Annotated in this window: 24 protein-coding genes; 19 read left to right on the plus strand and 5 right to left on the minus strand. The window is 61.5% G+C overall.

Annotated features, from left to right (window positions below; genetic code table 11):
• The first annotated feature begins 91 nt into the window (after positions 1–91).
• Positions 92–664, plus strand: coding sequence for a serine hydrolase domain-containing protein (locus tag H7C19_RS20515; RefSeq protein WP_185670910.1), 573 nt, complete (start codon positions 92–94; stop codon positions 662–664).
• A 15-nt stretch (positions 665–679) separates the two neighbouring features.
• Here H7C19_RS20515 and H7C19_RS20520 read toward each other — a convergent pair whose 3' ends face one another.
• Entirely contained in the window at positions 680–1,330 is a 651-nt protein-coding gene (locus H7C19_RS20520; RefSeq protein WP_221469370.1) for a G1 family glutamic endopeptidase, read from the minus strand.
• 246 nt (positions 1,331–1,576) lie between these two features.
• Here H7C19_RS20520 and H7C19_RS20525 point away from each other — a divergent pair, with 246 nt between their 5' ends.
• The 4 genes from H7C19_RS20525 (at position 1,577) to H7C19_RS20540 (ending at position 5,305) form a co-directional block, all read left to right on the plus strand.
• Complete coding sequence (locus tag H7C19_RS20525) at positions 1,577–2,827, plus strand: MFS transporter (protein ID WP_185670912.1); 1,251 nt, start codon at positions 1,577–1,579, stop codon at positions 2,825–2,827.
• An 87-nt stretch (positions 2,828–2,914) separates the two neighbouring features.
• On the plus strand, positions 2,915–3,328 hold the full coding sequence (locus H7C19_RS20530; protein WP_185670913.1) for a MerR family transcriptional regulator: 414 nt from the start codon (positions 2,915–2,917) through the stop codon (positions 3,326–3,328).
• 67 nt (positions 3,329–3,395) lie between these two features.
• Positions 3,396–4,346, plus strand: a complete 951-nt coding sequence (locus H7C19_RS20535; RefSeq protein ID WP_185670914.1) for an alpha/beta hydrolase — start codon at positions 3,396–3,398, stop codon at positions 4,344–4,346.
• Between the two features lie 332 nt (positions 4,347–4,678).
• Positions 4,679–5,305 carry an FMN-dependent NADH-azoreductase gene (locus H7C19_RS20540; protein WP_185670915.1) on the plus strand — a complete coding sequence of 209 codons (627 nt, stop codon included), beginning with the start codon at positions 4,679–4,681 and terminating at the stop codon, positions 5,303–5,305.
• Between the two features lie 299 nt (positions 5,306–5,604).
• Here H7C19_RS20540 and H7C19_RS20545 read toward each other — a convergent pair whose 3' ends face one another.
• Positions 5,605–5,979 carry a MarR family transcriptional regulator gene (locus tag H7C19_RS20545; RefSeq protein ID WP_246469628.1) on the minus strand — a complete coding sequence of 125 codons (375 nt, stop codon included), beginning with the start codon at positions 5,977–5,979 and terminating at the stop codon, positions 5,605–5,607.
• Here H7C19_RS20545 and H7C19_RS20550 point away from each other — a divergent pair.
• The 3 genes from H7C19_RS20550 (at position 5,972) to H7C19_RS20560 (ending at position 8,384) form a co-directional block, all read left to right on the plus strand.
• Positions 5,972–7,021 carry a glycoside hydrolase family 113 protein gene (locus H7C19_RS20550; protein ID WP_221469371.1) on the plus strand — a complete coding sequence of 350 codons (1,050 nt, stop codon included), beginning with the start codon at positions 5,972–5,974 and terminating at the stop codon, positions 7,019–7,021. The two genes, H7C19_RS20545 and H7C19_RS20550, sit on opposite strands and share 8 nt — an antisense overlap.
• A 36-nt stretch (positions 7,022–7,057) precedes the next feature.
• Positions 7,058–7,867, plus strand: coding sequence for a helix-turn-helix transcriptional regulator (locus H7C19_RS20555; RefSeq protein WP_185670916.1), 810 nt, complete (start codon positions 7,058–7,060; stop codon positions 7,865–7,867).
• Positions 7,868–7,961: 94 nt separating this feature from the next.
• Positions 7,962–8,384, plus strand: a complete 423-nt coding sequence (locus H7C19_RS20560; protein ID WP_185670917.1) for a VOC family protein — start codon at positions 7,962–7,964, stop codon at positions 8,382–8,384.
• On the opposite strand, the gene H7C19_RS35305 is transcribed toward H7C19_RS20560, so the two are convergent.
• A complete protein-coding gene (locus H7C19_RS35305; RefSeq protein ID WP_281384911.1) occupies positions 8,381–8,509 on the minus strand; it encodes a hypothetical protein in 129 nt (42 codons plus the stop codon). The two genes, H7C19_RS20560 and H7C19_RS35305, sit on opposite strands and share 4 nt — an antisense overlap.
• Before the next feature lie 108 nt (positions 8,510–8,617).
• The gene (locus H7C19_RS20565; RefSeq protein ID WP_185670918.1) at positions 8,618–9,604 is read right to left on the minus strand and encodes a glycoside hydrolase family 43 protein; all 987 of its coding nucleotides are present in this window, start codon (positions 9,602–9,604) and stop codon (positions 8,618–8,620) included.
• Positions 9,605–9,934: 330 nt separating this feature from the next.
• Between H7C19_RS20565 and H7C19_RS20570 the strand changes: the two genes are divergently transcribed.
• From H7C19_RS20570 to H7C19_RS20600, 7 genes are all read left to right on the plus strand, one after another.
• Positions 9,935–10,807, plus strand: a complete 873-nt coding sequence (locus tag H7C19_RS20570; protein ID WP_185670919.1) for an arylamine N-acetyltransferase family protein — start codon at positions 9,935–9,937, stop codon at positions 10,805–10,807.
• 49 nt (positions 10,808–10,856) lie between these two features.
• Positions 10,857–11,993, plus strand: a complete 1,137-nt coding sequence (locus tag H7C19_RS20575; RefSeq protein ID WP_185670920.1) for a glycerate kinase — start codon at positions 10,857–10,859, stop codon at positions 11,991–11,993.
• Between the two features lie 380 nt (positions 11,994–12,373).
• On the plus strand, positions 12,374–14,164 hold the full coding sequence (locus H7C19_RS20580) for a sensor histidine kinase (protein WP_185670921.1): 1,791 nt from the start codon (positions 12,374–12,376) through the stop codon (positions 14,162–14,164).
• A 29-nt stretch (positions 14,165–14,193) separates the two neighbouring features.
• Positions 14,194–14,997 (plus strand): response regulator, encoded by an 804-nt coding sequence (locus H7C19_RS20585; protein WP_185670922.1) that lies wholly within the window; start codon positions 14,194–14,196, stop codon positions 14,995–14,997.
• Positions 14,998–15,151: 154 nt separating this feature from the next.
• Positions 15,152–16,510 (plus strand): ABC transporter substrate-binding protein, encoded by a 1,359-nt coding sequence (locus tag H7C19_RS20590; RefSeq protein WP_313731875.1) that lies wholly within the window; start codon positions 15,152–15,154, stop codon positions 16,508–16,510.
• A gap of 117 nt (positions 16,511–16,627) precedes the next feature.
• The gene (locus H7C19_RS20595; protein WP_313731876.1) at positions 16,628–17,554 is read left to right on the plus strand and encodes a carbohydrate ABC transporter permease; all 927 of its coding nucleotides are present in this window, start codon (positions 16,628–16,630) and stop codon (positions 17,552–17,554) included.
• Between the two features lie 81 nt (positions 17,555–17,635).
• On the plus strand, positions 17,636–18,421 hold the full coding sequence (locus H7C19_RS20600) for a carbohydrate ABC transporter permease (protein ID WP_376775390.1): 786 nt from the start codon (positions 17,636–17,638) through the stop codon (positions 18,419–18,421).
• A 252-nt stretch (positions 18,422–18,673) separates the two neighbouring features.
• On the opposite strand, the gene H7C19_RS20605 is transcribed toward H7C19_RS20600, so the two are convergent.
• Positions 18,674–19,171, minus strand: a complete 498-nt coding sequence (locus H7C19_RS20605; protein WP_185670925.1) for a DinB family protein — start codon at positions 19,169–19,171, stop codon at positions 18,674–18,676.
• A gap of 305 nt (positions 19,172–19,476) precedes the next feature.
• Here H7C19_RS20605 and H7C19_RS20610 point away from each other — a divergent pair, with 305 nt between their 5' ends.
• Genes H7C19_RS20610 through H7C19_RS20625 form a run of 4 tightly spaced genes read left to right on the plus strand, consistent with a single transcriptional unit; the run spans position 19,477 to position 23,427 of the window.
• The gene (locus H7C19_RS20610) at positions 19,477–20,577 is read left to right on the plus strand and encodes an amidohydrolase/deacetylase family metallohydrolase (protein ID WP_185670926.1); all 1,101 of its coding nucleotides are present in this window, start codon (positions 19,477–19,479) and stop codon (positions 20,575–20,577) included.
• On the plus strand, positions 20,555–21,661 hold the full coding sequence (locus H7C19_RS20615) for a DgaE family pyridoxal phosphate-dependent ammonia lyase (protein ID WP_185670927.1): 1,107 nt from the start codon (positions 20,555–20,557) through the stop codon (positions 21,659–21,661). Before H7C19_RS20610 ends, H7C19_RS20615 begins: the two co-directional genes overlap by 23 nt.
• 1 nt (position 21,662) lies before the next feature.
• Positions 21,663–22,418: a 2-dehydro-3-deoxy-phosphogluconate aldolase gene (gene dagF, locus H7C19_RS20620; RefSeq protein ID WP_185670928.1), complete on the plus strand. Its 756-nt coding sequence runs from the start codon at positions 21,663–21,665 to the stop codon at positions 22,416–22,418.
• Complete coding sequence (locus H7C19_RS20625; protein ID WP_185670929.1) at positions 22,411–23,427, plus strand: sugar kinase; 1,017 nt, start codon at positions 22,411–22,413, stop codon at positions 23,425–23,427. Before dagF ends, H7C19_RS20625 begins: the two co-directional genes overlap by 8 nt.
• Position 23,428: the final 1 nt, after the last annotated feature.

A 23,428-nucleotide genomic window follows, 5' to 3' on the forward strand; every position in this document is an offset into this window, starting at 1 on the left:
GGAATCCGCGGCCCACTACGGATTCGCCGACGCGAGGGGTTTGGTAGGATAGGGTTGCAACTCATTCCTTCCTGCGATAAAGGAGACACCTATGCGCAAGTTTCCCTTTCCCTCCGGCCGGACGTTCCGCAAGCTGCTCGTCGGCGGGTTGACCGCAGCCTTGCTCCTCCCGACCGCCGCCTCCGCTTCCGAGTACGCGCCGCCGCTGGCCGGGCCTTCCGATCCGCAGGAGGTCTATCCGTTGGCCGACTTCGTCAAGGACAATATTCCTACGATCATTCGCAAGCCGGGAGCGGCGTACCGGTACGACAATTGCGCTTACAACCTGCTCGGCTGCGTGGTGCAGAACGTAACAGGACAGCCGTTCGAGAAGGTCGTCCGGGATCGGATCTTCGCGCCGCTCGGCATGAAGAACAGCTACTTTGTCCTTACGCCCGACGTGCAGCGGCGGCTGGCCACCCCGTATGACGGCGACGGCCAGCCGCTGGCGCAGTACGCCACCTTCCCGAACGATTCGTCGGACGGCCTGGCCATGAGCCAGCGTACGGTCGAGTACCATCTGACGTCGATCAACCAGAAGCTGGGGGTCAAGACGTGGATCGGCGCGGTCGCCAGAGGCTACGAGCTAGGCTTGCTCGGCACCGTGTGCCCGGGGGAAACGTAAGGCCCGAGCCAGGCGCTACGACTTCGGTGAGGAGACGACGCTCCTCACGACAAAGGCGTCGCCCGCACGGTTGGGGAGCGACGGGATGGCCACGATCTTGCCGTTCCGAAGCATATAGCCTCTATCGGAGAACTTAAGCTTCGGAATTTTGCCGTTCAACCGGCATTGGGTGATGACGATCGGGCGGAATCGCACTAAGGAGGTCAGCGTGCCGTTCACCAGTGGGGCTTCAACGATCCATTCCGCCGTAGATTGCGGTCCGTTATAGGACTGCACGGTCTGGAACGTCCATTTCTGCGTCGCGTTCCGAAGCCGAATGGACCAACGGGTGCCGCTCAGCTTCGCGATGACCGCCTGCATGCGGTCGCCTGCGTGCACCGGCAGCGGAATGACGGTCTCCGCCGCCGGGAGGATCTCCCACCAAGCTTCGTAACGGGCTTGGCCGTTCACATAGTCATGCGACGTCCCGGTCTGAATCAAGCTGGTGTTGTTGAAGCCGTCGATCCCGATCCAAGCGGAAGAAAAAGCGGATCTGGCCGTAGATTGCACAGCCGGTACGGTCCAGCTCGCAGAGATGCGCTTCATGGTGCCTTTGCCGCCGGAGATGGCGTATCCCGCCCAGTTGGCGGAGGACCAGCCGAATCCGCTGTGCAAGGCTGCATTCACCTTGCGGATCATGCGCGAACGTTGACGTCGGACGTGTCGAATCATAGGAATCTACCACCGCCTGTCAACTGGGATGCTACTAGTCCATGCAGTTGGGGCAGGAGAGGCTTGGACGAATGATAGAAGGGAAAGGCCGGATTTTGGAGCGCGCCGCGGATTCAGTCCGCGCTAGCCGAGAGCCCGCGTATCTTTTGAACGCCTTCATTCGTGTATGAAGAGACGCTTCATGCAGGGTGGGCTAATCGCATGTACGAATTATTGAAGGATAAGACCTATCTCGCCTATTGGCTGGCTGTCGTCATCGCGATGACGGGCGATGCCATCGCCCGAATCTCCGTCATCTATCTTCTCTCCCGGATGACGGACAATCCGCTCTACATTGCGCTCGTCATCTTCGCGCAGCTGTTGCCTTCCGCCCTGCTGGGCATCTTCCTCGGGCCGTTCACCGAACGTTATCCCAAACGGACGATCATGATCTCCGCCGATCTGAGCCGGATGGCGATCCTGCTCGTCATGATCTTCTTCGTCGACGCGCCTTGGATCCTACTGACGCTCGTTCTGCTCAGCGGCCTCGCCAGAGCCGTCTTCGAACCGGCACGCATCGCGTCCGTCCCCCGCATCGTCGGCGGACACAGTCTACCGGCGGCGATCGCCTTGTTCCAGAGTACCGTCCAGACCGTCAACATCGTCGGTCCGATGCTGGCCGGCCTCTTGCTGGTCATCGACCATCCGCCCCTGATCTTCTCGATCAGCGCGGCGGCTTACGCATGCTCGGCGCTGTTGTTCAACCGGATCGGGGTGCTGAGAGAGGAACAGAGCCAGGTTCGTCCGAACCCGGGAATGTCCGATACGTATCTAGCCTCCTTGCGCGAAGGCATCCGGGAGACGATGGCGCTCGCGTCCATCCGGTATCTGATCTTCATGATGATCCCCGTGATGATCATACTGGGCTTGTTCACGACCAACTACAACGCGCTGCTGCTGCAGACGTTCCATGCGGAGGCGCTCCAGTTCGGCATGCTCGAGGCGGCGTTCGCGGCCGGCGCGATCGGCGGGGCGCTGATCGGCCCGAGACTCATGAAGCGCCGTCTGCGGCCCGGACTGCTGCTCCAGACATCGACCGCTCTCCTCGGCCTCTCGCTGCTGCTCGTGATCCCGATGAGCATATGGTGCGAGACGGCGGGCATGTTCCCCGTCTACGTCTGGTGCATCCTCGCCGGATTGTCCCAGGGACTCTATCAGGTACCGCTCAGCTCCAGCTTCATGATGAAGCTGCCTCAGCGTCTGCTAGGCCGCGGAGCATCCCTGTTCAACGCTTTGATTCATCTTTGCATGGTCGTCGGCGTCCTCGCGGGCGGTTGGCTGGCCGGCCTGGCGGGCGTAGCGGCCGTGATGGGCTATGCCGGCGCGTTGCTGCTGGTCGTCGCGGTCTTCGCGCGATCGGCGAAGGGCTTCCGAGAGCTTCAAGAGGAGCTCCCCGAGCGAAAGGAGCCGTAAACCTACTCGTCCTCTCGGATCGGCATCGGCGATTGCAGATATCTCCATAGCTGGTAGAATGGTGATATTTGGAATGGGAGAGGCGTGATGACGTTGCAGACCTATACGCGAGGGCAACTGGCGAAGCTGGCGAACGTGAACGGCGAGACGCTGCGATATTACGAGAAACAAGGTCTGCTCCCGCCGCCCGCACGTTCCGAGTCCGGTTATCGCTTGTACGCGGATGCGGATCTGGCGAGATTGGCGTTTATTAAGAACGCGCAGTCCTGCGGCTTCACTTTGCGGGAGATCAAGAAGGCGTTGACCCGCTCCGAGCGCATGGGGCTTGGGATCGACGATTTCCTCTTGGCGATCGCGCAGAAGCGGGACCGCATCCGCCGGCAGATCGCCGAGAAGCAGGAGACGCTGGCGAGGCTGGACCGACTCGAAGCGCAACTATGCCAGACGGACAAGTCCCCGCAGATTCGGGATACGCTTCGCGAGCTCCATATGGATACGTAGGACTTGACCTTGTACCTTGCTACAGGCTGTAGGATGGCGATAGACCAAGCAGAGGCAGGGGATCCTTATGGACAAGAAGACAAGCGCGGAGACGCTCTTGGCGATCAAGAACCATCTCCGGCAAAGGAGCAGTTACGAGAGCCAATCGGTCGAGGAGCTGCGGCAGGGAATGGAAGAAGCGGCGAATCGGTTGCCCCGGCAAGAAGACATTCGAATCCGGGAAGCATCGATCGGCGCCTTGGGCGGGGAGTGGATCATCCCGGATCTGTCCGGGGACATCCCGTCGGATCAGGTCATTCTGTACTTCCACGGCGGCGGATTCGTCGCCGGCAGCTGCGCGACTTATCGCGATCTCGTCTCTCGAATCGCGACAGCCGCAGGAATCCCGGCGCTCATCGTCGCCTATCGTTTGGCGCCGGAACATCCGTATCCCGCCGCGAACGAAGACTGCCTGTTCGCCTACCGCTGGCTACTCGCGAACGGATACGACGCCGGCCGGATCGTGCTCGGCGGCGACTCCGTCGGCGCCAGCCTCGCGCTCATGACCTTGCTCTCGCTGCGCGATGGAGGAGAGCCGCTCCCGGCAGGCGCTTTTCTGATATCGCCGCATACCGACCTCGTCCATCTGGACGGCGCGTCCTACGAGAGCCGGTCGGCGCTGGACCCGACCGGGAGCCGGGAGGGAAGCGGCAGGATCCTGCGGGACTATCTGGGCCCTCGCTATCGCGAGGCGGCAGATCTTCCGCTGCTCTCGCCGCTCCGCATGAATCTGGATCGGCTGCCGCCGCTCTTTCTCCAGGTCGGAGATCAGGAGGTACTATTGAGCGACGCGGAGCGGTTCGCCGATCGCGCTAGAGAAGCCGGCGTCCAGGTCGAGCTGGAAGTATGGGAAGACCTGTGGAGCGTCTTCCACTACTTGGCGTACATGCTGCCCGAGGCAAGGTCGGCGATCGCGAATCTGGGCGCCTTTGCGCGCAGCCGGCTCGGCGAGCGGGACCTTGAACGCTCACGGCCATGACCTGACGGCAGCAGATTACGCTTCGCGGGCGCGGTTTTTCCAGGAGGACGACTTCGATCTAAGGTTGCTTGAAGATCAGCAGATCGGCTTGGCGTATTACCATTGCGCGGCGGCGGATGCCTTCGCGGCAACCGCATCATGAAGCCGATTCGCGCGTCGAAGGGAATCATGCTCTTCATCTCTAGGACCTTCCATGGGGAAGGTCTTGTATTATTTTCTTGACGGCCTTCTGAATAGTGAGTATACTCACAAAAGAAAACAATATGTGAGTATACTCAATATATGTATACTCTCAAAGCGGGCGCTGGAAAAGCGATAAGGAGGCCATCCCGATGACAACGACGTTATTCGTCAAAGCCAACAACCGGCCGAGTGCCGACTCGGTCAGCGTACGGCTGTACGAGGCATTCAAGTCGAGCTACCTGGAGGCGCACCCGGATGAGGACGTAACGGAACTGGACTTGTATCAGGAGCATCTGCCGTATATGGATTCCGATCTGATCAGCGGCAGCTTCAAGGCCGGCAGGGGGATGCCGCTCACGCCGGAAGAGCAGGCGATGGTGGACGTCGCCGATCGGTACCTCGACCCATTCCTGGCCGCCGACAAAGTCGTCATCGGATTCCCGCTCTGGAACAGAACCGTCCCCGCCGTCCTGCACACGTATATCGATTACTTGAATCGAGCCGGACGGACGTTCAAGTACACGCCTCAAGGCCTTGTCGGATTGGCTGCAGGCAAGCGCGTCGTTCTGATCAATGCCCGAGGAGGAGACTATTCGGAAGAGCCGATGGCTTCTGCCGAGATGGCCGTCAACTTCGTCCTGAGCAATCTCCGGTTTTACGGTATAGCGGACATCACGACCGTGATCGTGGAGGGCCATCATCGCTATCCAGATCGCAGTGAACGGATCATCGCGGACGGCATCGAGCGGGCGATCGAAGCGGCAGAGGCCTTCTAGGCGCAGCCAATCAAAGCGGTTCCCGCACGCAACTAGACGAGACCCCGAGCCATGACGGCTAGGGGTCTCGTCGCGTCGTGAGAAGGCATGTCCTCGCGGCTCATAGCATGCCGATCAAGCATCCGCGAAGCCGGTCTATGGATGATAATGACGGTCACCGGTCCGGGAACCGGCCTTCATCGATTCATCCGGGACAGGATACGCGTAAGCTTGCCGATCGCGTAGTCGAAGTCGGCGAGATCCTCCTCGCCGAGGCGGCCGAGCTGCGCGCTGAGCACTTGGTGGAAGGACGCCCACCGCTAGTGGACGGGCTGCTCGCCCTGCTCCGTCAAGCGCAACCGGAAGGATCGCTTGTCGTCCGGGTCCGGGACCTTGACGACAAGCTGCAGCGCCTCCAGCTTGGCGATCAACGGCGTCAACTGCTGCTTGGAGATCTGAATCCGCATCGCCAACGGCGTCATGGCGATGCCGTCCCGCTGATGGTACAGCTCTTCGAGGATATGATACTGCAAGTGCGTCAAGTCCGAGCGCTTCGGCAGCTTGGCGGGTTTGCCGAGCTTGGCGAAGAGCAGGGGAAGGAGCTGAATATAGCCGGCGGCGATCCGATCGGTCTGGCCCGGAGGCAAGAAGCTGACGTCTACCGCGACGGATCGGGAGGAGCTGTCGATGCACATGGCGCATCCGAAGCTGAACCGCAAGGGGATCAACTACGATGTCGGCACCTATACCCGCGGGAGACACTCGCCGTCGTCCCGAGAGACGTTCGATCCGGAGACCGTTCGGCGGGAGATGGAGATCTTGAAGAATGATCTTCATTGCACGGCCGTCCGCATCTCGGGCCAAGACGTCGCGCGGCTCGCGACGGCGGCCGAATTCGCGCTGCAGCAAGGGCTGGAGGTCTGGTTCTCCCCCTCCCCGGTCGATGCGGACGAGCAGGAGACGCTGCGCTACTTGACCGATTGCGCCAAGGCCGCGGAGCGGTTGCGGTTGGTCGATCCCTCGGTCGTGTTCGTGGCAGGCTGCGAGTTGACTTTCTTTATGAAGGGGCTGGTGGACGGAGAGACGGCCTTCGACCGCATCGGGACGTTCATGAAGCCTTGGCGTTTGCTGAAGAGCACGATTCGCAGGGGGTCCTTCCAGAAGCGCTTGAATGCCTTTCTGGCGGAGGCCGCCGACGCGATCAGAGGACATTTCCACGGTCAACTGACGTATGCCTCCGGGGCGTGGGAACAGGTGAATTGGGCGACGTTCGATCTCGTCTCGGTCGATAATTATCGCGACGCGCACAACCGGAAGACCTACCGCGAGAAGCTGAGGGCGTACTTCCGATTCGGCAAGCCGGTCGTCATCACCGAATTCGGCTGCTGCACCTACCGCGGCGCGGAAGACAAGGGCGGCATCGGGTGGACGATCGTCGACCGGAGCTTGACACCCCCGCAGCTGAAAGGCGAATATATACGGGACGAGCGCGTACAGGCCGACTACTTGACGGAACTGATCGACCTCTTCGCGGAGAAGAAGGCGGATGGCGCGTTCTGGTTCACATTTGTCATGCCGACCTATCCCGCGCATGAAGAGGACCGCTATAATCTGGACACGGCCAGCTACGGCGTCGTCCGGGCGCTGGCGGATCGGCCCGGTACCGTCTACGGCGGCATGCCTTGGGAGCCTAAGCTCGCGTTCGCGGCTTTGGCCGAATCTTATCGCTCGCATTAACCTCGGGAATCGGCTTCGGGAAAGGAGCGGGTAACTTTGCGCAGGTATCGGCCTCTTCAACCTCCCGTCTTGCAGAACGGTCTGCAGGATGCGTCGTATCAATACCGGGAGTTCGCGCCCCATCCGCTGCTGGCGCCTTATGTGGCTTGCTATTGGACGATCGACGCCCAGGCTTCCGGCGAAGGCAGGCTGCACCGGATCCTGCCGGACGGATGCATCGACTTGATCTTGGACCGGCGCGCGTCTTCCTTTTCTCAGGGAGCGATTGCCGCAGGCTTGATGACCGGCTACGAGACGATCCGCCTTCTGTCGGATTACGCCATGTTCGGCATCCGCTTCTACTCGGACCATGCGAGGCGGCTGTTCGGATATCCCGTCTCGGCTTGGACCGGATACCACGTGCGGCTGGATGAGATTTGGGGGAGCGAAGCGCGCTTCCTCGCGGAAGAGGCGTTGTCCGCTCCGACCGTGCCCGAGACGATCGCGGGGGTGGAGCGCCGGCTGCTGCGCATGCTGCATCGGACCGATGCGCCTGGAGATACCCTGTTCCAGACGGGCATGCAATATTTGTACGCGAGCCGGGGGACGATCTCCGTACGCGCGCTGGCGGAGCAGCTCGGCTACTCGGAGAAGCACCTCCGCAGAACCTTCCAGCAGGAGCTCGGCATGAGCCCGAAGGAGCTCTCCGGCATTATCCGGTTCCAGAGCCTGCTGGGAGAGCTGCATCGGGGACAGCCGTCCCGCCTCGCAGATCTGGCGGTCCAGTACGGCTACTACGATCAATCGCATTTGAACCGTCATTTTCAACGTTACTACGGATTAGCGCCGACGCAGATCTTTTTGTGAAGTTGTCCGTTTTTTCCTATTCGGCAGAGCCGTTCTAAGGCGATCATAGAGGAGAAGCGACATCGATTCGAAAAACGGAAAGGTGGAACACCGCATGAAGCCTCGAATAACGGTACTGACATTGGGCGTAGACGATCTGGAGAGATCGCTCGCCTTTTACCGCGACGGATTGGGCCTGCCGACGGAAGGGATCATCGGCCGGGAATTCGAGCATGGGGCGGTGGCCTTCTTCGATCTGCAGGCCGGGTTGAAGCTCGCCATCTGGCGCCGTGCGGATCTCGTCCACGAGACGAAGGTGCCGCCGTCGGCCCCCAGCTCCAGCGAGTTCACGATCGGTCACAATGTCGGTAGCAAGGAAGAGGTCGATCAGGTCATGGAGCAGGCGCGCAGGGCGGGGGCCGTCATCACGGATCCCGCGCATGACGCCTTCTGGGGCGGTTATTCCGGGCACTTCCTGGACCCGGACGGCCATCTGTGGGAAGTCGTCTGGAATCCCGCCTGGACGTTCGAGGATTAGCGCAGGGATACGGGCCGAACGGCCTTCCGGTCGGCTGCGCGCTCCAGCCGCCGGCTCCAGAGGAGCGCGAGCGGACCGACCAGCGTGACCAAGATCTCGTCCAGGGGAGCGACGTCAACCCCCATCGCTCTCCTCCGCGATCCCGTCCATCCTAGTGCCCATTTCGGGAACCATAAACAGAAGCGGCGGCGGGTACATTCCCGTCACCGCTTCTGTTTATGGGTCTGGCGCATTCACTTGCCGGGGTAAGGATCGATCGTCCGGATCGCGCCGTCCTCGTCGTAGCGCAGCTCGGCGAACTTCACGCAGCGTTTGTTGTCCGCGCCGCCCGACAGCGAGCTGTCGTGGTAGAACAGATACCACTTGTCGCGGAATCGGACGATCGAATGATGCGTCGTCCAACCGATGACGGGGGTCAGGATCGTGCCTTTGAAGGTAAAGGGTCCCAGCGGCGATTCGCTGACGGCGTACACGATCTTATGCGTCGTCCCCGTGGAGTAGGAGAGATAGTAGAGGCCGTTGTACCGGTGCATCCACGGACCTTCGAAGTACCGGCGGTCCTCGTCGCCGGCCAGGATCGGCTTCCCGTCCTCATCGAGGATGGAGATCTCCCGGGCAGCCTCCTTGAACGAGAGCATATCGTCGCTTAATTCGGCGACCCTCGGTCCCAGCGCGGGCTCGGTCGCGGCAGGTCCCTCGGCGTCCGGCCGGAAGGCGCCGCCCTGCCATTTCTCCAGCTGTCCGCCCCACAAGCCTCCGAAGTAGAGATAAGTCCGGTCGTCCCCGTCGACGAACGCGGCCGGATCGATACTGAAGCTGCCTGGAATGTAGGATGGTTGAGGCGAGAACGGCCCGGCGGGCGACTTCCCGGCCGCGACTCCGATGCGGAAGACGCCGTCTTGATCCCGCGCGGGGAAAAACAAATAGTAGGTATCGTTCTTGAAAGCGGCGTCTGGCGCCCACAACTGCTGCTTGGCCCATGGGATATCCCGGAGGTGAAGCGCTTCGCCGTGATCCGTCACGGCGGACAGCGACTCGTCCAGGGACAGCACATGATAATCTTCCATGTCGTATTGATCCCCGTTATCGTTCGATTCCCGCGCATGATCGAGATCGTGCGAAGGATAGATGTAGATCTTTCCCTCGAATACATGCGCGGACGGGTCCGCCGTGTACATATGGGTGACGAGAGGTTCGTGGGGCTTGGCCGGGCGTGTCATCTTTGGTTCCTCCTTGAGGGTCATCTTGACAGTGCTGTTCTCTCATCTTATCAAACGCATCCGGGCTTCGAACCCTCAAATAGTATGGTTCGTAGCCAACAAACGATAGAACAAACGCGCGCGGGGGCAGTTTGTCGTTCGCGGAACGTTTCGAATTCCCGTTCGCGGCCTGCATTACTGCGACGGTTTGCGGACGGATGCCGATGTTTGACGGGTGACCATTAGGTAAATTAAAGTAAAATGACATTCAAAACGAGAACCGACTCGCGCCCCCACTGTTCAAACGGCATTTTATCGCGTAAGGTTCAAGGAAAGAGAGGCGTAGCGTCCATGATGACAAAGACGGATATCCGGGCTTATCTGAATCGCCTCGGCGTAGCGGAAATTCAGCCGCCGACGCTCGCTTACTTAGCTGAACTCCATCAAGCGCACGTGCGGACGATTCCTTGGGAGACCGTCGATATTTTCGCCGGAAAGCCGGCTCCCATCGACGTCGAACAATCCGTCCGACTCATGATCGAGGGCCGGAGCGGATATTGCTTCCACCTCAACGGCGCCTTCAGCACGCTGCTTCGCGCCTTGGGCTACAAGGTCTCCTGGCACCGCGGCGGCGTGCAGCCGCTCGGGGAAGCGCCGCGCGTGAACGGCTTCCATATCGGGGTGACGGTCGAATTGGCGAACGAAGCGGGCGAAGCCGAGACCTGGATCGTCGACGCGGGCCTGGGGGATATGCCCCTGGCGCCGTTGCCCCTGCGGGCGGGCATCTACGAGCAAGGACCGTTAATCTACCGGGTGGCGGCGTCGGAGGTTGCGAAGGGGGGCTGGCGCTTGGAGCACCAGGTGCCCTCATCCTACGTCGGCGTGGACTATGCGCCCGAGGTCGTAACGGGCATGGAGACGTTCGAGCCGCAGCACGAACAGTACGTCCGTTCGCCCAGCTCTCCCTGGATTCAGCTGTTCCTCGTCCGGCACAGGCATGCGGAAGGCAGCAACGAGCTGCGCGGATGCATATGGAGCAGGCGGGATCGAGACGGCTTGACCAAGACGGAGCTGCAGACGAGATCGCAATGGTTCGAGGTGCTGGGGGACGTCTTCCATGAGCCGCTCGTTCGCTACGACAGACAGGAACGCGACGAGATCTGGCGGAAGGTCAGCCGGCTGCACGAGGAATGGAAGCGAGCGAAGGCGGCTACGCACGGGTGACCGGGCAAGGGCCAAGCATCGGACATCGCCGACGGGGAGGAATGAACGGATGAGAATCGTATTGGCTCCCGATTCGTTCAAAGGAACGCTAAGCGCCGCGCAGGTATGCGCCGTCATGGCGCGCGGCATCGGGGAGGAGCTGCCGGACGCCGCGTTCGATGCGGTCCCGATGGCGGACGGCGGAGAGGGAACGCTGGACGCGATCGTGAACGCGACGGCGGGGGAGCGGGCGGAGATCGTCGCCAGCGGCCCGTTCGGCTCGCCGGGCCCGGCATCGCTGGGCGTCATCCGGCAGGACGGGGAGCGCTGGGCGGTCATCGAAGCGGCCGCGCTGTTCGGCCTGCCGCTCTTGCGGCAGGAAGAGCGCAACCCGCTGCATACGACTTCGCGGGGACTGGGAGACGCGATCCGCGCGGCGCTCGATCTGGGGATCCGGCGCATGGTCGTCGGACTGGGCGGGAGCGCGACCAACGACGGCGGCATGGGCATGCTCTCCGCGCTGGGAGCGCGCTTCGTGAACGGTCAGGGCGAGGAACTGCGCGGGTTCGGCCGCGACCTGGCGGCCGTTGCCCGGATCGACTACGCCCAGCTGGATCCGCGGCTCGCGGACTGCACGCTGATCGCCGCCACCGATGTCGCCAACCCGCTGCTCGGTCCGCAGGGCGCCACCCGGGTGTACGGTCCCCAGAAGGGGGCGGACCCGGACGCGGTGGAGCGGCTGGAAGCCGGGATGGCGAGGTACGCCGACTTAACGGAGCGGGCGGCCAGGGTCCGCTATGCGGAAGCGCCTGGAGCGGGAGCGGCGGGCGGGCTGGGCGCCGCGCTCCTGGCGGTCGGGGCGCGGGTGGAGCCGGGCGCCCGCGTGGTGGGCCGAATGTGCCGGCTGGAGGAGCGGATCCGGCAAGCGGACCTCGTCGTGACGGGCGAGGGGAGCAGCGACGGGCAGACGCTCTACGGCAAGCTCCCTCTCCATGTCGCCAAGACCGCGCAGGCCGCGGGCAAGCGAACGTTCCTCCTCTCCGGGAGTCTCGGCGACCGATGGGAGGATCTGCTCCATTATTTTGCGGGATGTCTGTCGACGATAACGCGTCCGGCAGCCTTGGAAGACTGTCTGCCGCACGCGGAACGCCATCTGCATCTGGCGTCGCGCAATCTGGGCCGCCTGATCGCCGCCGGTCGCCCCTGACACGCCTCGCGCGCCGCTTCGTTCGCGGAGCGCGAGACCCAAAGCCATAGAGCAAGCCGCAGCCGAATGATCCGCATTCGGCTGCGGCTTTTTTTGGGTCGGATCTCGCGGCCGAATGCGCCGAGGTACAGTCGGTTCTCGGCATCTAGGAGGGTGCGATCCAGAAGCTGCAAGGGTCAAAGAGCGGTCCGGTTTCCTCAAACGAATATCAATCAATCGACATGCAGACTGCATCCAAAATGGAATAATCCGGATAAATAGAACGATTTGATGTTCGGAGGCGCCGGATCTCACATATTGATGCATATCGCCTCGATCCGCTAGAAGACGGCTACCAGGTGGTATAATGGGAGCACCATGACGCAAAGGGGAAGCACATCATGCGGGACTGGCTGGCAGCCCTCATTCCACACAAGCTCAAATACCGTCTGTTCGCCGTCTTCGTCCTCGTCATCCTGCTGCCCTTCAGCATCTTGAACATTTATAACTATCGGAAGATCGAATCGCTCGTGCAGAAGAAGATCAGCGAGCAGAGCCACGAGCAGCTCGACAACCTGCATCGCTCGCTGGAGGACCAGCTCGGCATCGCGTTCAAGACGCTGATCTTCCTGGAGCAGGATTCGGACGTCCGGCAGATTCTGCAGCACCCGGAGCGGCGTTCCGTCTTGGACAACAAAACGCTCATGGAGGACAAGTTCAAGGGGCTCAACAACAGCTTCTTCCTCTACAATCCATCCGTCTACTTCACCTTGCTGGACGACAGCGGGCACGTCTATACGTCGTATCAGCCGAGGTTTCCGCTGAACTACGACCGGATTGCGTCCGATCCGTCCTTCGTCTCGCTGCGGAAGACCCAATCCTCCTACCTGTGGGTGTCGGACGACGAGAACTACGTTTCCCGCGACATCACCAAGAGTCCGACGCTGCTGTCGCTCTACGCCGAGCTGCGCGACCGCAACAACCGCCCATACGGCACGGCGAGGATCAGCATCGACTTCTCGTTCTGGTTCCAGTCCGTCCTGCAGAAGTCGGCCAGCGATCAAGCCTACTTCATCATGACGCGTAAGGGCGAGCGGATCGCCGGCTCCGTGCCGGATGCCGACCTGTCGCCGGAAGCCGTCTCGCAAGTGACCGCGCTTCCGCAGAACGGCTATTGGACGGACAAGAAGGGCGACGAGCTCGTCAACTTCAGCTATCTCTCTTCCCTCGACTGGTATATGATTAATCGCATTCCGCTCCACGTCCTGTTCAACGAGATCGAGAGCTTGAAGCAGCAGTACTTCGTCACCTTCTATATCATCACGGGGCTGTTCGTCGCCGTCGCCTTCATGATCGCGTACACGTTCACGAGACCGCTCTCCCACATGCAGCGCAAGATGAAGGAAGCCGTGCGCAAGGACCTTCGCATCCGACTGCCGGAGAAGCATTACAAGGGCGAGATTCTGGAGCTGACGCGGACCTTCAACACGATGATGGTCGATATGAACGAATTGATTCAACGGCTGAAGGCCGAGGAGCGGCAGAAGGACGCCGTTCATTTCCAGATGCTGCTCGCCCAGATGAACCCGCACTTCCTGCTCAATACGCTCAACACGATGAAGTGGATCGGGCTGCGAAGCCGGAACGAGGAGATCGTCGAGATCTGCCTCTCGCTCGGCAAGCTGCTGGAGACGAGTCTCAATTCGGACGTGGACCTCATCCATCTCCGGGACGAGATCGCGCTGACGAAGGCGTTCGTCTACATTCAGCAGGCGAGGTACGGCAACCGCTTCGAGGTCGAGTTCAGCTATGAGGAGGACATCCAGTATGCGCTCGTGCCGAAGCTGAGCCTGCAGCCGCTCGTGGACAACGCGATCCGGCACGGAATCGGCAACATGGCGGAAGATGGCCTCATTCGCATCCGGATGGGCCGAAGCGCGTCGTCGCCGGATCAATTGACGCTGGAGGTCGAGGACAACGGCGTCGGCATCGCGTCTGCGCGGCTGAACCAGGAGGCGGGACGGAAGCGCCCCGGCATCGGGCTCGCGAACGTCCGGGAGCGGCTCCGGCTGCTTTTCAAGGAAAAAGGGGAGCTCGAGACGGTTCCGCTGGCGCAGGGGACGCTGTTCCGGATGCATCTGCCGCTCTTGCTGTCCGAGCCGTACGAGAGCAGCCGTCAATCGATATCCTGAATCGGGCAAGAGCAAGGAGGCGCATGCGCATGTGGAAGGTGCTGCTGGTGGAGGACGAGACGTTCGTCCGCGAATCGGTCAAAGAGATTATCCGGTGGGAGGACATGGGCTTCACGCTGGCCGGAGAAGCGGGCAACGGAGCGGAGGCGCTCGAGCTAATCCGGCGGGATCCGCCCGATCTGGTCCTGTGCGATATCGTCATGCCGCAGATGGACGGCCTGGCGCTGCTGAAAGAGACGCGCAAGGCCGGGATCGCGTCCAAGTTCGTCATGCTGACCTGCATCGGCGACTTCGAATCGATGCGGCAGGCGATGGAGTTCGGCGCGTCCAACTATATCCTGAAGCTCTCGATGAGCGTGAAGGACCTGCGGGAGACGCTGACCAAGATCAGCCTGGAGCTATCCGCAGCGTCCGCCTCGTCCGGCGCTTCCGCTTCATCCGGCATTACGTCCCCGGCTCCCGCCCCCGCGCAGGAGCCCTCGGCTCGGCGGACGAGCGCCCTGCCGAACGGCACGACGCATCCCGAGGTGATCAAGATCATCGCCTATATCGAACAAAACTACGATCAAGACATTACGCTGAAGTCGCTGTCCCGCTACGTGATGATGGGGGAGAATTACGTCAGCGCCCTGTTCAAGAAGAAGACGGGCGAGACGCTGATCCACTACCTGCACCGCATCCGGGTGGAGAAGGCGATCGAATACTTGAAGCGGACCGACCTGCCGGTGAACCGGATCGGCCAGCAAGTCGGCTTCATGAACGACAACTACTTCATCAAGATCTTCAAGCGGCTGACGGGCACGACGCCGAGCCAGTACCGGCTGACGAGATAGAACGATTTGGTCCCTGAACGGACGGCGCGGCGGCCGGGAATTGCACATTTCTGTTCCATGTTATCCATGATTCTGTTCCTATCTGATCCTCCCTGCGTCTTGCTATCCTGAAGTTGCGACAACATTCGAAGGTCATTCAGGGAGGTCGTCTCTTGTGAGAAAAAAAGGCTGGTTCGCGGGAATGGCAGCGCTTGCGCTCGTCGCGGGCACGTTGGCGGGATGTTCGGGGAAAGGCAATAACGGCGGCGAAGCCGGCGGTAGCGGCGGAGCGAAGTCGCCGTCCGCGAGCGCATCGGCAAACGCGTCCGGGAAAGCCGGCGAGCCGGTGAAGCTGAAGATGTGGGGAGGCGTCCCGCCGGAGGCGGGCCCGCAAGCGGTCGTCGACGCGTGGAACAAGGATCATCCGGACGTCCAGGTCGAGTACGTCCGGTACGTGAACGACGACGAGGGCAATCTGAAGCTCGACACGGCGATGATGACCGGGCAGGACGTCGACCTGTTCGTCAACTACTCGATGTCCCAAACGGCGAAGCGGAAGGAGTCCGGTTTTACGCTCGACCTAAGCGCCTTCACCGACTACGATGTCGACGCCAAGATGGGTCCGGACGCGGCAGGTTGGAAGATCGACGGCAAGTACTATGGAATTCCGACGACGAAGAGCTCGTTCTTCGTCGCGCTCAACAAGGATAAGCTGGATGCGGCGAATCTGCCGGTGCCGAAGGATTGGACCTGGGACGAGCTGCGCGAATATGCCAAGAAGCTGAAAGCCGGCGACGGCTACGGCTTCATCCAACATACCGAGCCGTTCGTCGATCCGATCGACTCGGTGCTGTCTCAGGATGGCTATACGAAGGCCGACGGCACGTCGAATCTGGACGATCCGCTCGTCCGCAAATGGCTCGAGACGCTGAACGGCATGATGAAGGAAGACAAGACGACGCCGCCGCTCGGCGAGCAGCTGACGTCGAAGATGCCGGTCGAACAGATTTTCCTGAGCGGCGAGGCGCCGATGCTCAATATCGGGGCGTGGCTGCTCCGCAGCTCGAACAACTTTACGGACTACCCCCGCGACTTCAAGATCGCGTTCGCGCCGGTGCCGCGGCTGGCGGGCAGCGCGGACAAGTACGTCACGCGCGGCGGGATCGGCGACTACATCTCGATCAACGCCAAATCGAAGCATACGGATGCGGCTTGGTCGTTCCTGAAGTGGTACGCGGACGGCGGCATGGCGCCGTTGGCCGCGGGCGGCAGGCTCCCGGCCTCGAAGGACGCCGATCAGGAAGCCGCGCTGAAGAGTTTGCTCGGGGACAAAGCCGATACGTACGACCGCGACTCGCTCATGTACGTCATGTTCGACAACAAGACGCCGACGTACGTCCGCTCCGTGCCGCAGGAGGTCATGGACCTGCGCTCGCAGGAGTACGAGAAGTACTTCCTCGGCTCGCAGACGATGGATCAGACGATCTCCGCCATGGTGTCGAGGCACAATGAGTTTCTGAAGACCGCCAAGTAACCGATAGAACGATTTGATGCGATCCGCGAAGAGGCCGCCCCGCCGGGGCGGCCTCTTTTTTGCATGGTTTTGTGGGATAAAGACGATGGATTTGTTCCTTATGACTTGCCCGCCCGGTTGATAGACTGGACGTATCCCCCGAAGAAGCGAGGCATGAAGCGCATGAACAACCATTGGATGAGAAGGCAGCGGCTGCTGGGTTACGTGTTCGTCGGCCCGAGCATGATCGGCGTGCTGCTGTTCTTCCTGATCCCGGCGATCTACTCGTTCGCCCTGATGTTTACGAACTACAAATTCATGAATCCGAAGGCGGGGTTCGTGGGATTCGATAACATCGCCCGTCTGCTCCGAGATCCGCTCTTCTACCTTTCGCTGAAGAATACGGTCATCTTCCTCCTGGCGGTTCCGGTCTCGATCGCGCTAGGCTTCGTCGTCGCCGTCATCCTGAATCGGCGTCTCTACCTGAAGCGGCTGCTGCGCGGCCTGTACTTCATGCCGTATATCACAAGCGGCGTCGCCGTCGCTTTCGTCTGGATGCTGCTGTTCCATCCGAAGCAAGGACCGATCAACGGTTTTCTGAGGAGCGTCGGCATCGCGCATCCGCCGGGCTGGCTGTCCACGACGACCAGCTCGATGTACGCTATCGACATCATCTGGGTCTGGTTCCTGCTCGGGTACAACATGATCATCTATCTCGCCGCGCTGCAAGAGGTGTCCCCGGAGCTGCTGGAGGCCGCCAAGATCGACGGGGCGAAAGGATGGCAGACGCTTCGCAAGATCATCTGGCCGCTGGTCAGCCCGACCACCTTCCTGTTGCTCGTCACCGGCTTGATCATGACGATCAAGACGTTCGGCATCATTCAGGCGATTACGCAGGGAGGACCCGGCAACAGCACGACGATCCTCTCGCTCTATGTCTACCAGAACGCGTTCCGGTATTACGACATGGGGTACGCGGCGACGATCTCCTGGGCGCTGTTCGCCATCATCCTGGTCATTACCCTTCTGCAATGGCTGGGTCAGAAAAAGTGGGTTCACTACTAAAATAAAGAAAGGGGTCCCTTCATGGAGATCCATCGCCGCCTATCCCGCGACGTCCCGAAGCGGCTAGCCGCGACGATCGTCATGCTCGCACTCGCGATCGTCATGGTCATTCCGTTCCTCTGGATGATCAGCACGTCCCTGAAGACGCCGGCCGAAGTATTCGAGTACCCGATCCGCTGGTTCCCCGCGCACCCGACCTGGGCGCACCATCTAAAGGTGTGGACGGGGCCGAAGAGCTTCGGAACTTACTACCTGAATTCGCTCAAGATCTCGATCATCGGCATGGTCGGCGCCACCTTCCTGTCGGCGTTCGCCGCGTACGGCTTCGCACGCATTGCATTCAAGGGCCGCAACGCGCTGTTCCTCATCTATTTGTCGATGATGATGGTGCCGCCGCAGGTGCTGTTCGTGCCGAAGTTTATTCTTTTCGAGTGGGCGGGCATCTACAACACGCACCTCGCGCTCATCCTGCCGGGGCTGTTCACGATCTTCGGGGTGTTCATGCTGCGCCAGTTCTTCCTGACGATCCCGCACGAGATTTCCGAGTCGGCGTTCATCGACGGCGCGGGGCACTTCCGGATCTTCTTCCGGCTCGTCCTGCCGCTGGCCAAACCGGCGCTCGCGACGCTGGCGATCATCGACTTCTCCTGGCAATGGAACGACTACGAGAACGCGCTCGTGTTCCTGATCGACGAACGCCTCTATACCGTCCCGCTCGGTCTGCAGAACTTCATTCTCGAGAATACGGTCGACTACAACGGCATGATGGCCGCCGCGTCGGCCGGCATCCTGCCGATGATCGCGGTCTTCGCGATCGGACAGCGCTATATCATTCAAGGCTTAACCAATTCCGCGGTCAAAGGGTAGGAGGAGACGAAGATGAGAACGTAAACGATCCAGTCGGTCATCACCCAGCAGCGAAGTCCGGGTGTGGGTGTTGATCGAGAGCCGCAGAGGGTGAAGGACTAGGCATGAAAGAGGGGGTGTTGGACGCCCTCTTTGGCGGACTGCGGGTGAGACTCCCTCTTGCATGGTGGCCTTGCGTCGCCTAACGCAAAAAAACAGCCTGAGCGATTCCCGCTCAGGTTGTTTTTGCGCGAGCAGATCCACCGCCCGTAATCACACCAACGGCGTCATGCCCCGCTCGACCCACGTCTCGTAGGTCGGCCCATACAGGCCGGGCACGCGCAAGCCGGCTTGGCTCATCAGGACGGTCATCTGGCCGCGATGATGGGCCTGGTGCATGAGGGTGAAGCGCAGGGTAGCGCCATTCTGCCATTCCTGGCCGAACAAGACTTGGCTCTTGGCCAAATCTTCGTCCTGCCACTGCGTCTGCACGGCGTGGACCAGCCGCTCCCCGATCCGGCGATATTCGTCCGCGATGGCTGCCGCGCTTCGCTGGATCGCTTCGTCCTCCGACGGGCCTTCGAACGCCAGGCCGCATTGGGCCATGAATTGGGGGGACTTGACCAAGTGCCAAGCCAATTGTCCGAGCGTCCTCCGATCCTCCCGGATCGATTGGCTCAACGAAGCGTCCGTCAAAGCGTTCATGACTTCCAGCGTCATGCGACATTCCTGATTCCATTCCGAGACAAAGCCGTCGATGGTTGTGAACATGATCGATTCCTCCGTATACGGTAGTGGGTTTAGACTTCTTCCATAGTATAAGGGACAACTACTGACAATTACGATCAGTCAATTTTAAAAAAACTTTATCAAATCTGAAAGCAACGATGATATCGGTTTCGATTGCGTTGACATTATAATGTTTTATTGACCCGATGGACGCGGCGTGCTATGTTAAGTTCATAACGTTATAATCTTTTCGTCTTCTTATCATGGTATGATTGTGCAACCCCCATCGGTGCGCATGCGTGCACCCTTCGATGGGTGCGCCAGAGCTAAAGAAGAAGGTGAATAGGTTGGCTGAACGAATCGTGCTGCAGAACGTGAAGCGCGTGAACGAGGAAGCGATCGACCTCGCCATTGATGACGGCGTCATCGCCGAGATCGCCGGCGCGGGGAGCCTGGGCGGCGACCGGGTTATCGATCTCGCCGGCTGTTACGTGTCGAGCGGCTGGATCGATCTCCACGTCCACGCGTTCCCCGCGTTCGATCCCTATGGCGACGAGATCGACGAGATCGGCGTCAAGCAAGGCGTGACGACGATCGTCGACGCCGGCAGCTGCGGCGCGGACCGGATCGCGGAGCTCGCAGCGAGCCGCGCGCAGGCCCGCACGCGGCTATTCGCGCTGCTCAACGTCTCCCGGATCGGCCTGGCGAGGATCGACGAGCTGTCCGATCTGGTCTGGATCGACCGGGCGCAGGCGATGAGCGCCATCCGTGCGCTGCCGGACTTTATCGTCGGCTTGAAGGCCCGGATCAGCAGCAGCGTCGTCCGCGAGAGCGGGCTGGAGCCGCTGCGGATCGCGCGGCAATTCGCGCAGGTTGCCTCCCTGCCGTTGATGGTGCACGTCGGATCGAAGCCGCCGCGCACCGAGGAGATCCTTCCGCTGCTCGCGGAGGGAGACGTAGTCACGCACTACTTGAACGGCAAGTCGAACAAGCTGTTCGACGATGCCGGACGGCCGCTGCCGGAATTGATGGCAGCGCGCGCCAGAGGCGTCCGCCTGGACGTCGGGCACGGCACGGCCAGCTTCTCGTTCCGCGTGGCCGAAGCGGCCAAGGCGAACGGCGTGCATTTCGATACGATCAGCTCGGATCTGTATCGCGGGAACCGATTGAACGGTCCCGTCTACAGCCTGGCCCGTGTCATGTCCAAGTTTCTGTACCTCGGCTATCCGTTGAAAGAAGTCGTCGCCGGCGTGACGAGCCGGGCGGCCGCATGGCTGAACATGCCCGAGCTGGGACGCATTCAAGTCGGAGACCGCGCCAATCTCACGCTGTTCGAGGTTCGCCGCGAGCCGGTCGCGCTGGTCGATTCCGAAGGGGACGAACGTATCGGTCATCTTCATCTTGCAGCCAAAGGGGTTATCGCGAATGGGCGATTCATGGAATGCTAAATACGGATTAAAACGGGTCATCAACGCGAGCGGACGCATGAGCATCCTCGGCGTGTCGACGCCGAGCGACACGGTCATGGAAGCGATGAAGCAAGGCGGGCAGCGGTACGCGGAGATCGCCGACCTGGTGGACAAGGCGGGCGACTATATCGCGGGCATCCTCGGATCCGAGGCGGCGGTCGTCGTCAACTCCGCTTCGAGCGGCATCGCGCTCTCCGTCGCGGGCATCGTGACGCAGGGCAGCCGCCGGCTCAGCGAGCGGCTGCATCAAGAGCACATCGCGAAGAACGAGATTGTCATCCTAAAGGGACACAACGTCCAATACGGCGCGCCTGTCGAGACGATGGTCTACCTGGGCGGAGGCAAGCTCGTCGAGGTCGGCTATGCCAACGAAGGCAAGGCCGAGCATATCGCGGACGCGATCGGCGAACGCACGGCCGCGATCCTGTACGTGAAGAGCCACCATGCCGTTCAGAAGAACATGATCTCCGTCGAGGAAGCGTGGGAAGTCGCCCAGCGTCACGGCGTGCCCCTCATCGTGGACGCGGCTGCGGAGGAGGATCTGCAGAAGTACGTGAAGTGCTCGGATCTCGCGATCTACAGCGGCTCCAAGGCGATCGAAGGCCCGACCTCCGGCATCGTCGGCGGCAAGCGCCGGTATGTAGAATGGGTCAAGGTTCAGTTGCACGGCATCGGCCGCAGCATGAAGGTGGGCAAGGAGACGACGTTCGGCCTCCTTCAGGCGCTGGACGAATACAGCGTCAAGACCGATCGCAGCGAAGAAGAGAAGGCGGCGATCCAATCCTCGCTGCTGCCGCTGAACGACATTCCCGGCGTCAAGGTATCGATCGTGCAGGACGAAGCCGGCCGCGCGATCTTCCGCGGGCGCGTGCAGATCGATCCGGCGCTGTCGGGCACGACGGCCAAGGACGTCGCGAAGGGGCTGCAGGACGGCGAGATCGCCGTCTATACGCGAGACTACGGCGTCCGGCAAGGCTACTTCGACATCGATCCCCGCCCGCTGCAGGGCGACGACATCACGGTGATCGCGGAGCGGATCCGCGCATTGACAGGAGGCAACTAACATGTCCAACATCGCCAATCGATGGTACAAAGGGCGCGCCGCGCTGAACGTGCTGGCGAACAGCGTCGAGAACGCCAAAGAAGTATTCGAGGCGGCGGAAGGCCACGTGCTGGTCGGCGTCCTCTCGAAGGATTATCCGACCGCCGAGGCTGCCGCCCTTGCTATGCGTCGCTACGGCGAAGCGATCGACGAAGCCGTCTCCATCGGCCTTGGCGCCGGGGACAACCGCCAAGCCGCGGTCGTCGCGGAGATCGCGAAGCGCTATCCCGGCAGCCACATCAACCAGGTGTTCCCGGCCGTCGGCGCGACGCGCGCGAATCTGGGCGGCCAAGACAGTTGGATCAACAGCCTGGTATCCCCGACCGGCCAAGCCGGCTACGTGAACATCTCGACCGGTCCGGTCAGCGCGGCGCAGGCGGAGCGCGCGATCGTACCCGTCGAAGCGGCCATCGCGCTCGTCCGCGACATGGGCGGCAATGCCTTGAAGTACTTCCCGATGAACGGTCTCGCCTGCGAGGACGAGCTTCGTGCGGTCGCGAAGGCTTGCGGCGAAGCCGGGTTCGCCCTGGAGCCGACCGGCGGCATCGACAAGGATAACTTCGAAGCGATCCTCCGCATCGCGCTCGAAGCGAACGTGCCCCAAGTGATCCCGCATGTCTACTCTTCCATCATCGACAAAGCGACGGGCAAGACGAACGTCGAGGACGTGCGCGAATTGCTGGAGACGATGAAGAAGCTGGTCGACCGTCATGCCTAAGCGAATCGCAGCCTTCGGCGAAGTGATGATGCGCCTTCAGGTGCCGGGCTACGAACTGCTGACCCAAGCGAGCAGCTTGAACTATTCCTTCTCCGGCACGGGCGTCAACGTCAGCGCCGCGCTCGCCCGCCTCGGGCACGAAGGCTATCTGATCACCCGCCTGCCGGAGAATGCGCTGGGGGACGCCGCGGCATCCTATCTACGGAAGCTGGGCATCCTGCCCAACTTCCTCCGCCGGGGCGGGAAGTACATGGGCCTGTATTTCCTCGAGAACGGGTTCGGCGCCCGTCCGGGTAGGGTCACCTATACCAATCGGCTGGAGAGCAGCTTCAATACGGCGCCGGCGGACGCCTACGACTACGAGGAGCTCGCGAAGGGGATCGACATCGTCCACTTCTGCGGCATCTCGCTCGCCATGAACGACGCGGTGCGGCGGCATATGAAGGCGCTGGCCCGGGCGGTCAAAGCCCAAGGCGGCACCGTCGTCTTCGATTGCAACTATCGTCCCGCCCACTGGGGCGAAGGCGGCTATGCGTTGGCCAAGCCGCAATACGAGGAGATGCTGGGTCTGGCGGACATCGTCATGATGAACGAGCAGGACGCGATGCTGACGCTGGGCATGCCGACGACCGAGACCGATCGACTGGCGCAGCTGGCCGAGCTGATCCCCGCCGTCGCGCGCCGGTACGGCATCGCCGTCGTCGCGGGCACGCACCGCGCCATTAACGGCGACAATACGCATTCGCTGCAGGGCTATCTGTACAAGGACGAAGCCTTCGCCTTCTCCGACAAGCTCACGTTCGCCGTCTACGACCGGATCGGCGCCGGCGACGCCTATACGAGCGGCATCGTCCACGGGGAGCTGCAAGGCTTCGCGCCCGAACGCACGGCGGGCTTCGCGGCGGCCGCCGCGATGCTCGCGCATACGATCGCAGGGGATACGCCGATGTCGTCCGAGCGGGACATCCTCCGCGCGATGACGGATGCGACCGGCGACGTCGAAAGGTAGG

The organism is Cohnella nanjingensis (assembly GCF_014212125.1).
GTDB lineage: Bacteria > Bacillota > Bacilli > Paenibacillales > Paenibacillaceae > Cohnella > Cohnella nanjingensis.

What these genes read in the sequence shown, in the direction of transcription:
- H7C19_RS20515 (WP_185670910.1), top strand. Translation starts at nt 92, where the DNA reads ATGCGCAAGTTTCCCTTTCCCTCCGGCCGGACGTTCCGCAAGCTGCTC.
- H7C19_RS20525 (WP_185670912.1), top strand. Translation starts at nt 1,577, where the DNA reads ATGTACGAATTATTGAAGGATAAGACCTATCTCGCCTATTGGCTGGCT.
- H7C19_RS20530 (WP_185670913.1), top strand. Translation starts at nt 2,915, where the DNA reads ATGACGTTGCAGACCTATACGCGAGGGCAACTGGCGAAGCTGGCGAAC.
- H7C19_RS20535 (WP_185670914.1), top strand. Translation starts at nt 3,396, where the DNA reads ATGGACAAGAAGACAAGCGCGGAGACGCTCTTGGCGATCAAGAACCAT.
- H7C19_RS20540 (WP_185670915.1), top strand. Translation starts at nt 4,679, where the DNA reads ATGACAACGACGTTATTCGTCAAAGCCAACAACCGGCCGAGTGCCGAC.
- H7C19_RS20550 (WP_221469371.1), top strand. Translation starts at nt 5,972, where the DNA reads ATGCACATGGCGCATCCGAAGCTGAACCGCAAGGGGATCAACTACGAT.
- H7C19_RS20545 (WP_246469628.1), bottom strand. Translation starts at nt 5,979, where the DNA reads ATGTGCATCGACAGCTCCTCCCGATCCGTCGCGGTAGACGTCAGCTTC.
- H7C19_RS20560 (WP_185670917.1), top strand. Translation starts at nt 7,962, where the DNA reads ATGAAGCCTCGAATAACGGTACTGACATTGGGCGTAGACGATCTGGAG.
- H7C19_RS35305 (WP_281384911.1), bottom strand. Translation starts at nt 8,509, where the DNA reads ATGGGGGTTGACGTCGCTCCCCTGGACGAGATCTTGGTCACGCTGGTC.
- H7C19_RS20565 (WP_185670918.1), bottom strand. Translation starts at nt 9,604, where the DNA reads ATGACACGCCCGGCCAAGCCCCACGAACCTCTCGTCACCCATATGTAC.
- H7C19_RS20570 (WP_185670919.1), top strand. Translation starts at nt 9,935, where the DNA reads ATGATGACAAAGACGGATATCCGGGCTTATCTGAATCGCCTCGGCGTA.
- H7C19_RS20575 (WP_185670920.1), top strand. Translation starts at nt 10,857, where the DNA reads ATGAGAATCGTATTGGCTCCCGATTCGTTCAAAGGAACGCTAAGCGCC.
- H7C19_RS20580 (WP_185670921.1), top strand. Translation starts at nt 12,374, where the DNA reads ATGCGGGACTGGCTGGCAGCCCTCATTCCACACAAGCTCAAATACCGT.
- H7C19_RS20585 (WP_185670922.1), top strand. Translation starts at nt 14,194, where the DNA reads ATGTGGAAGGTGCTGCTGGTGGAGGACGAGACGTTCGTCCGCGAATCG.
- H7C19_RS20600 (WP_376775390.1), top strand. Translation starts at nt 17,636, where the DNA reads ATGCTCGCACTCGCGATCGTCATGGTCATTCCGTTCCTCTGGATGATC.
- H7C19_RS20605 (WP_185670925.1), bottom strand. Translation starts at nt 19,171, where the DNA reads ATGTTCACAACCATCGACGGCTTTGTCTCGGAATGGAATCAGGAATGT.
- H7C19_RS20615 (WP_185670927.1), top strand. Translation starts at nt 20,555, where the DNA reads ATGGGCGATTCATGGAATGCTAAATACGGATTAAAACGGGTCATCAAC.
- dagF (WP_185670928.1), top strand. Translation starts at nt 21,663, where the DNA reads ATGTCCAACATCGCCAATCGATGGTACAAAGGGCGCGCCGCGCTGAAC.
- H7C19_RS20625 (WP_185670929.1), top strand. Translation starts at nt 22,411, where the DNA reads ATGCCTAAGCGAATCGCAGCCTTCGGCGAAGTGATGATGCGCCTTCAG.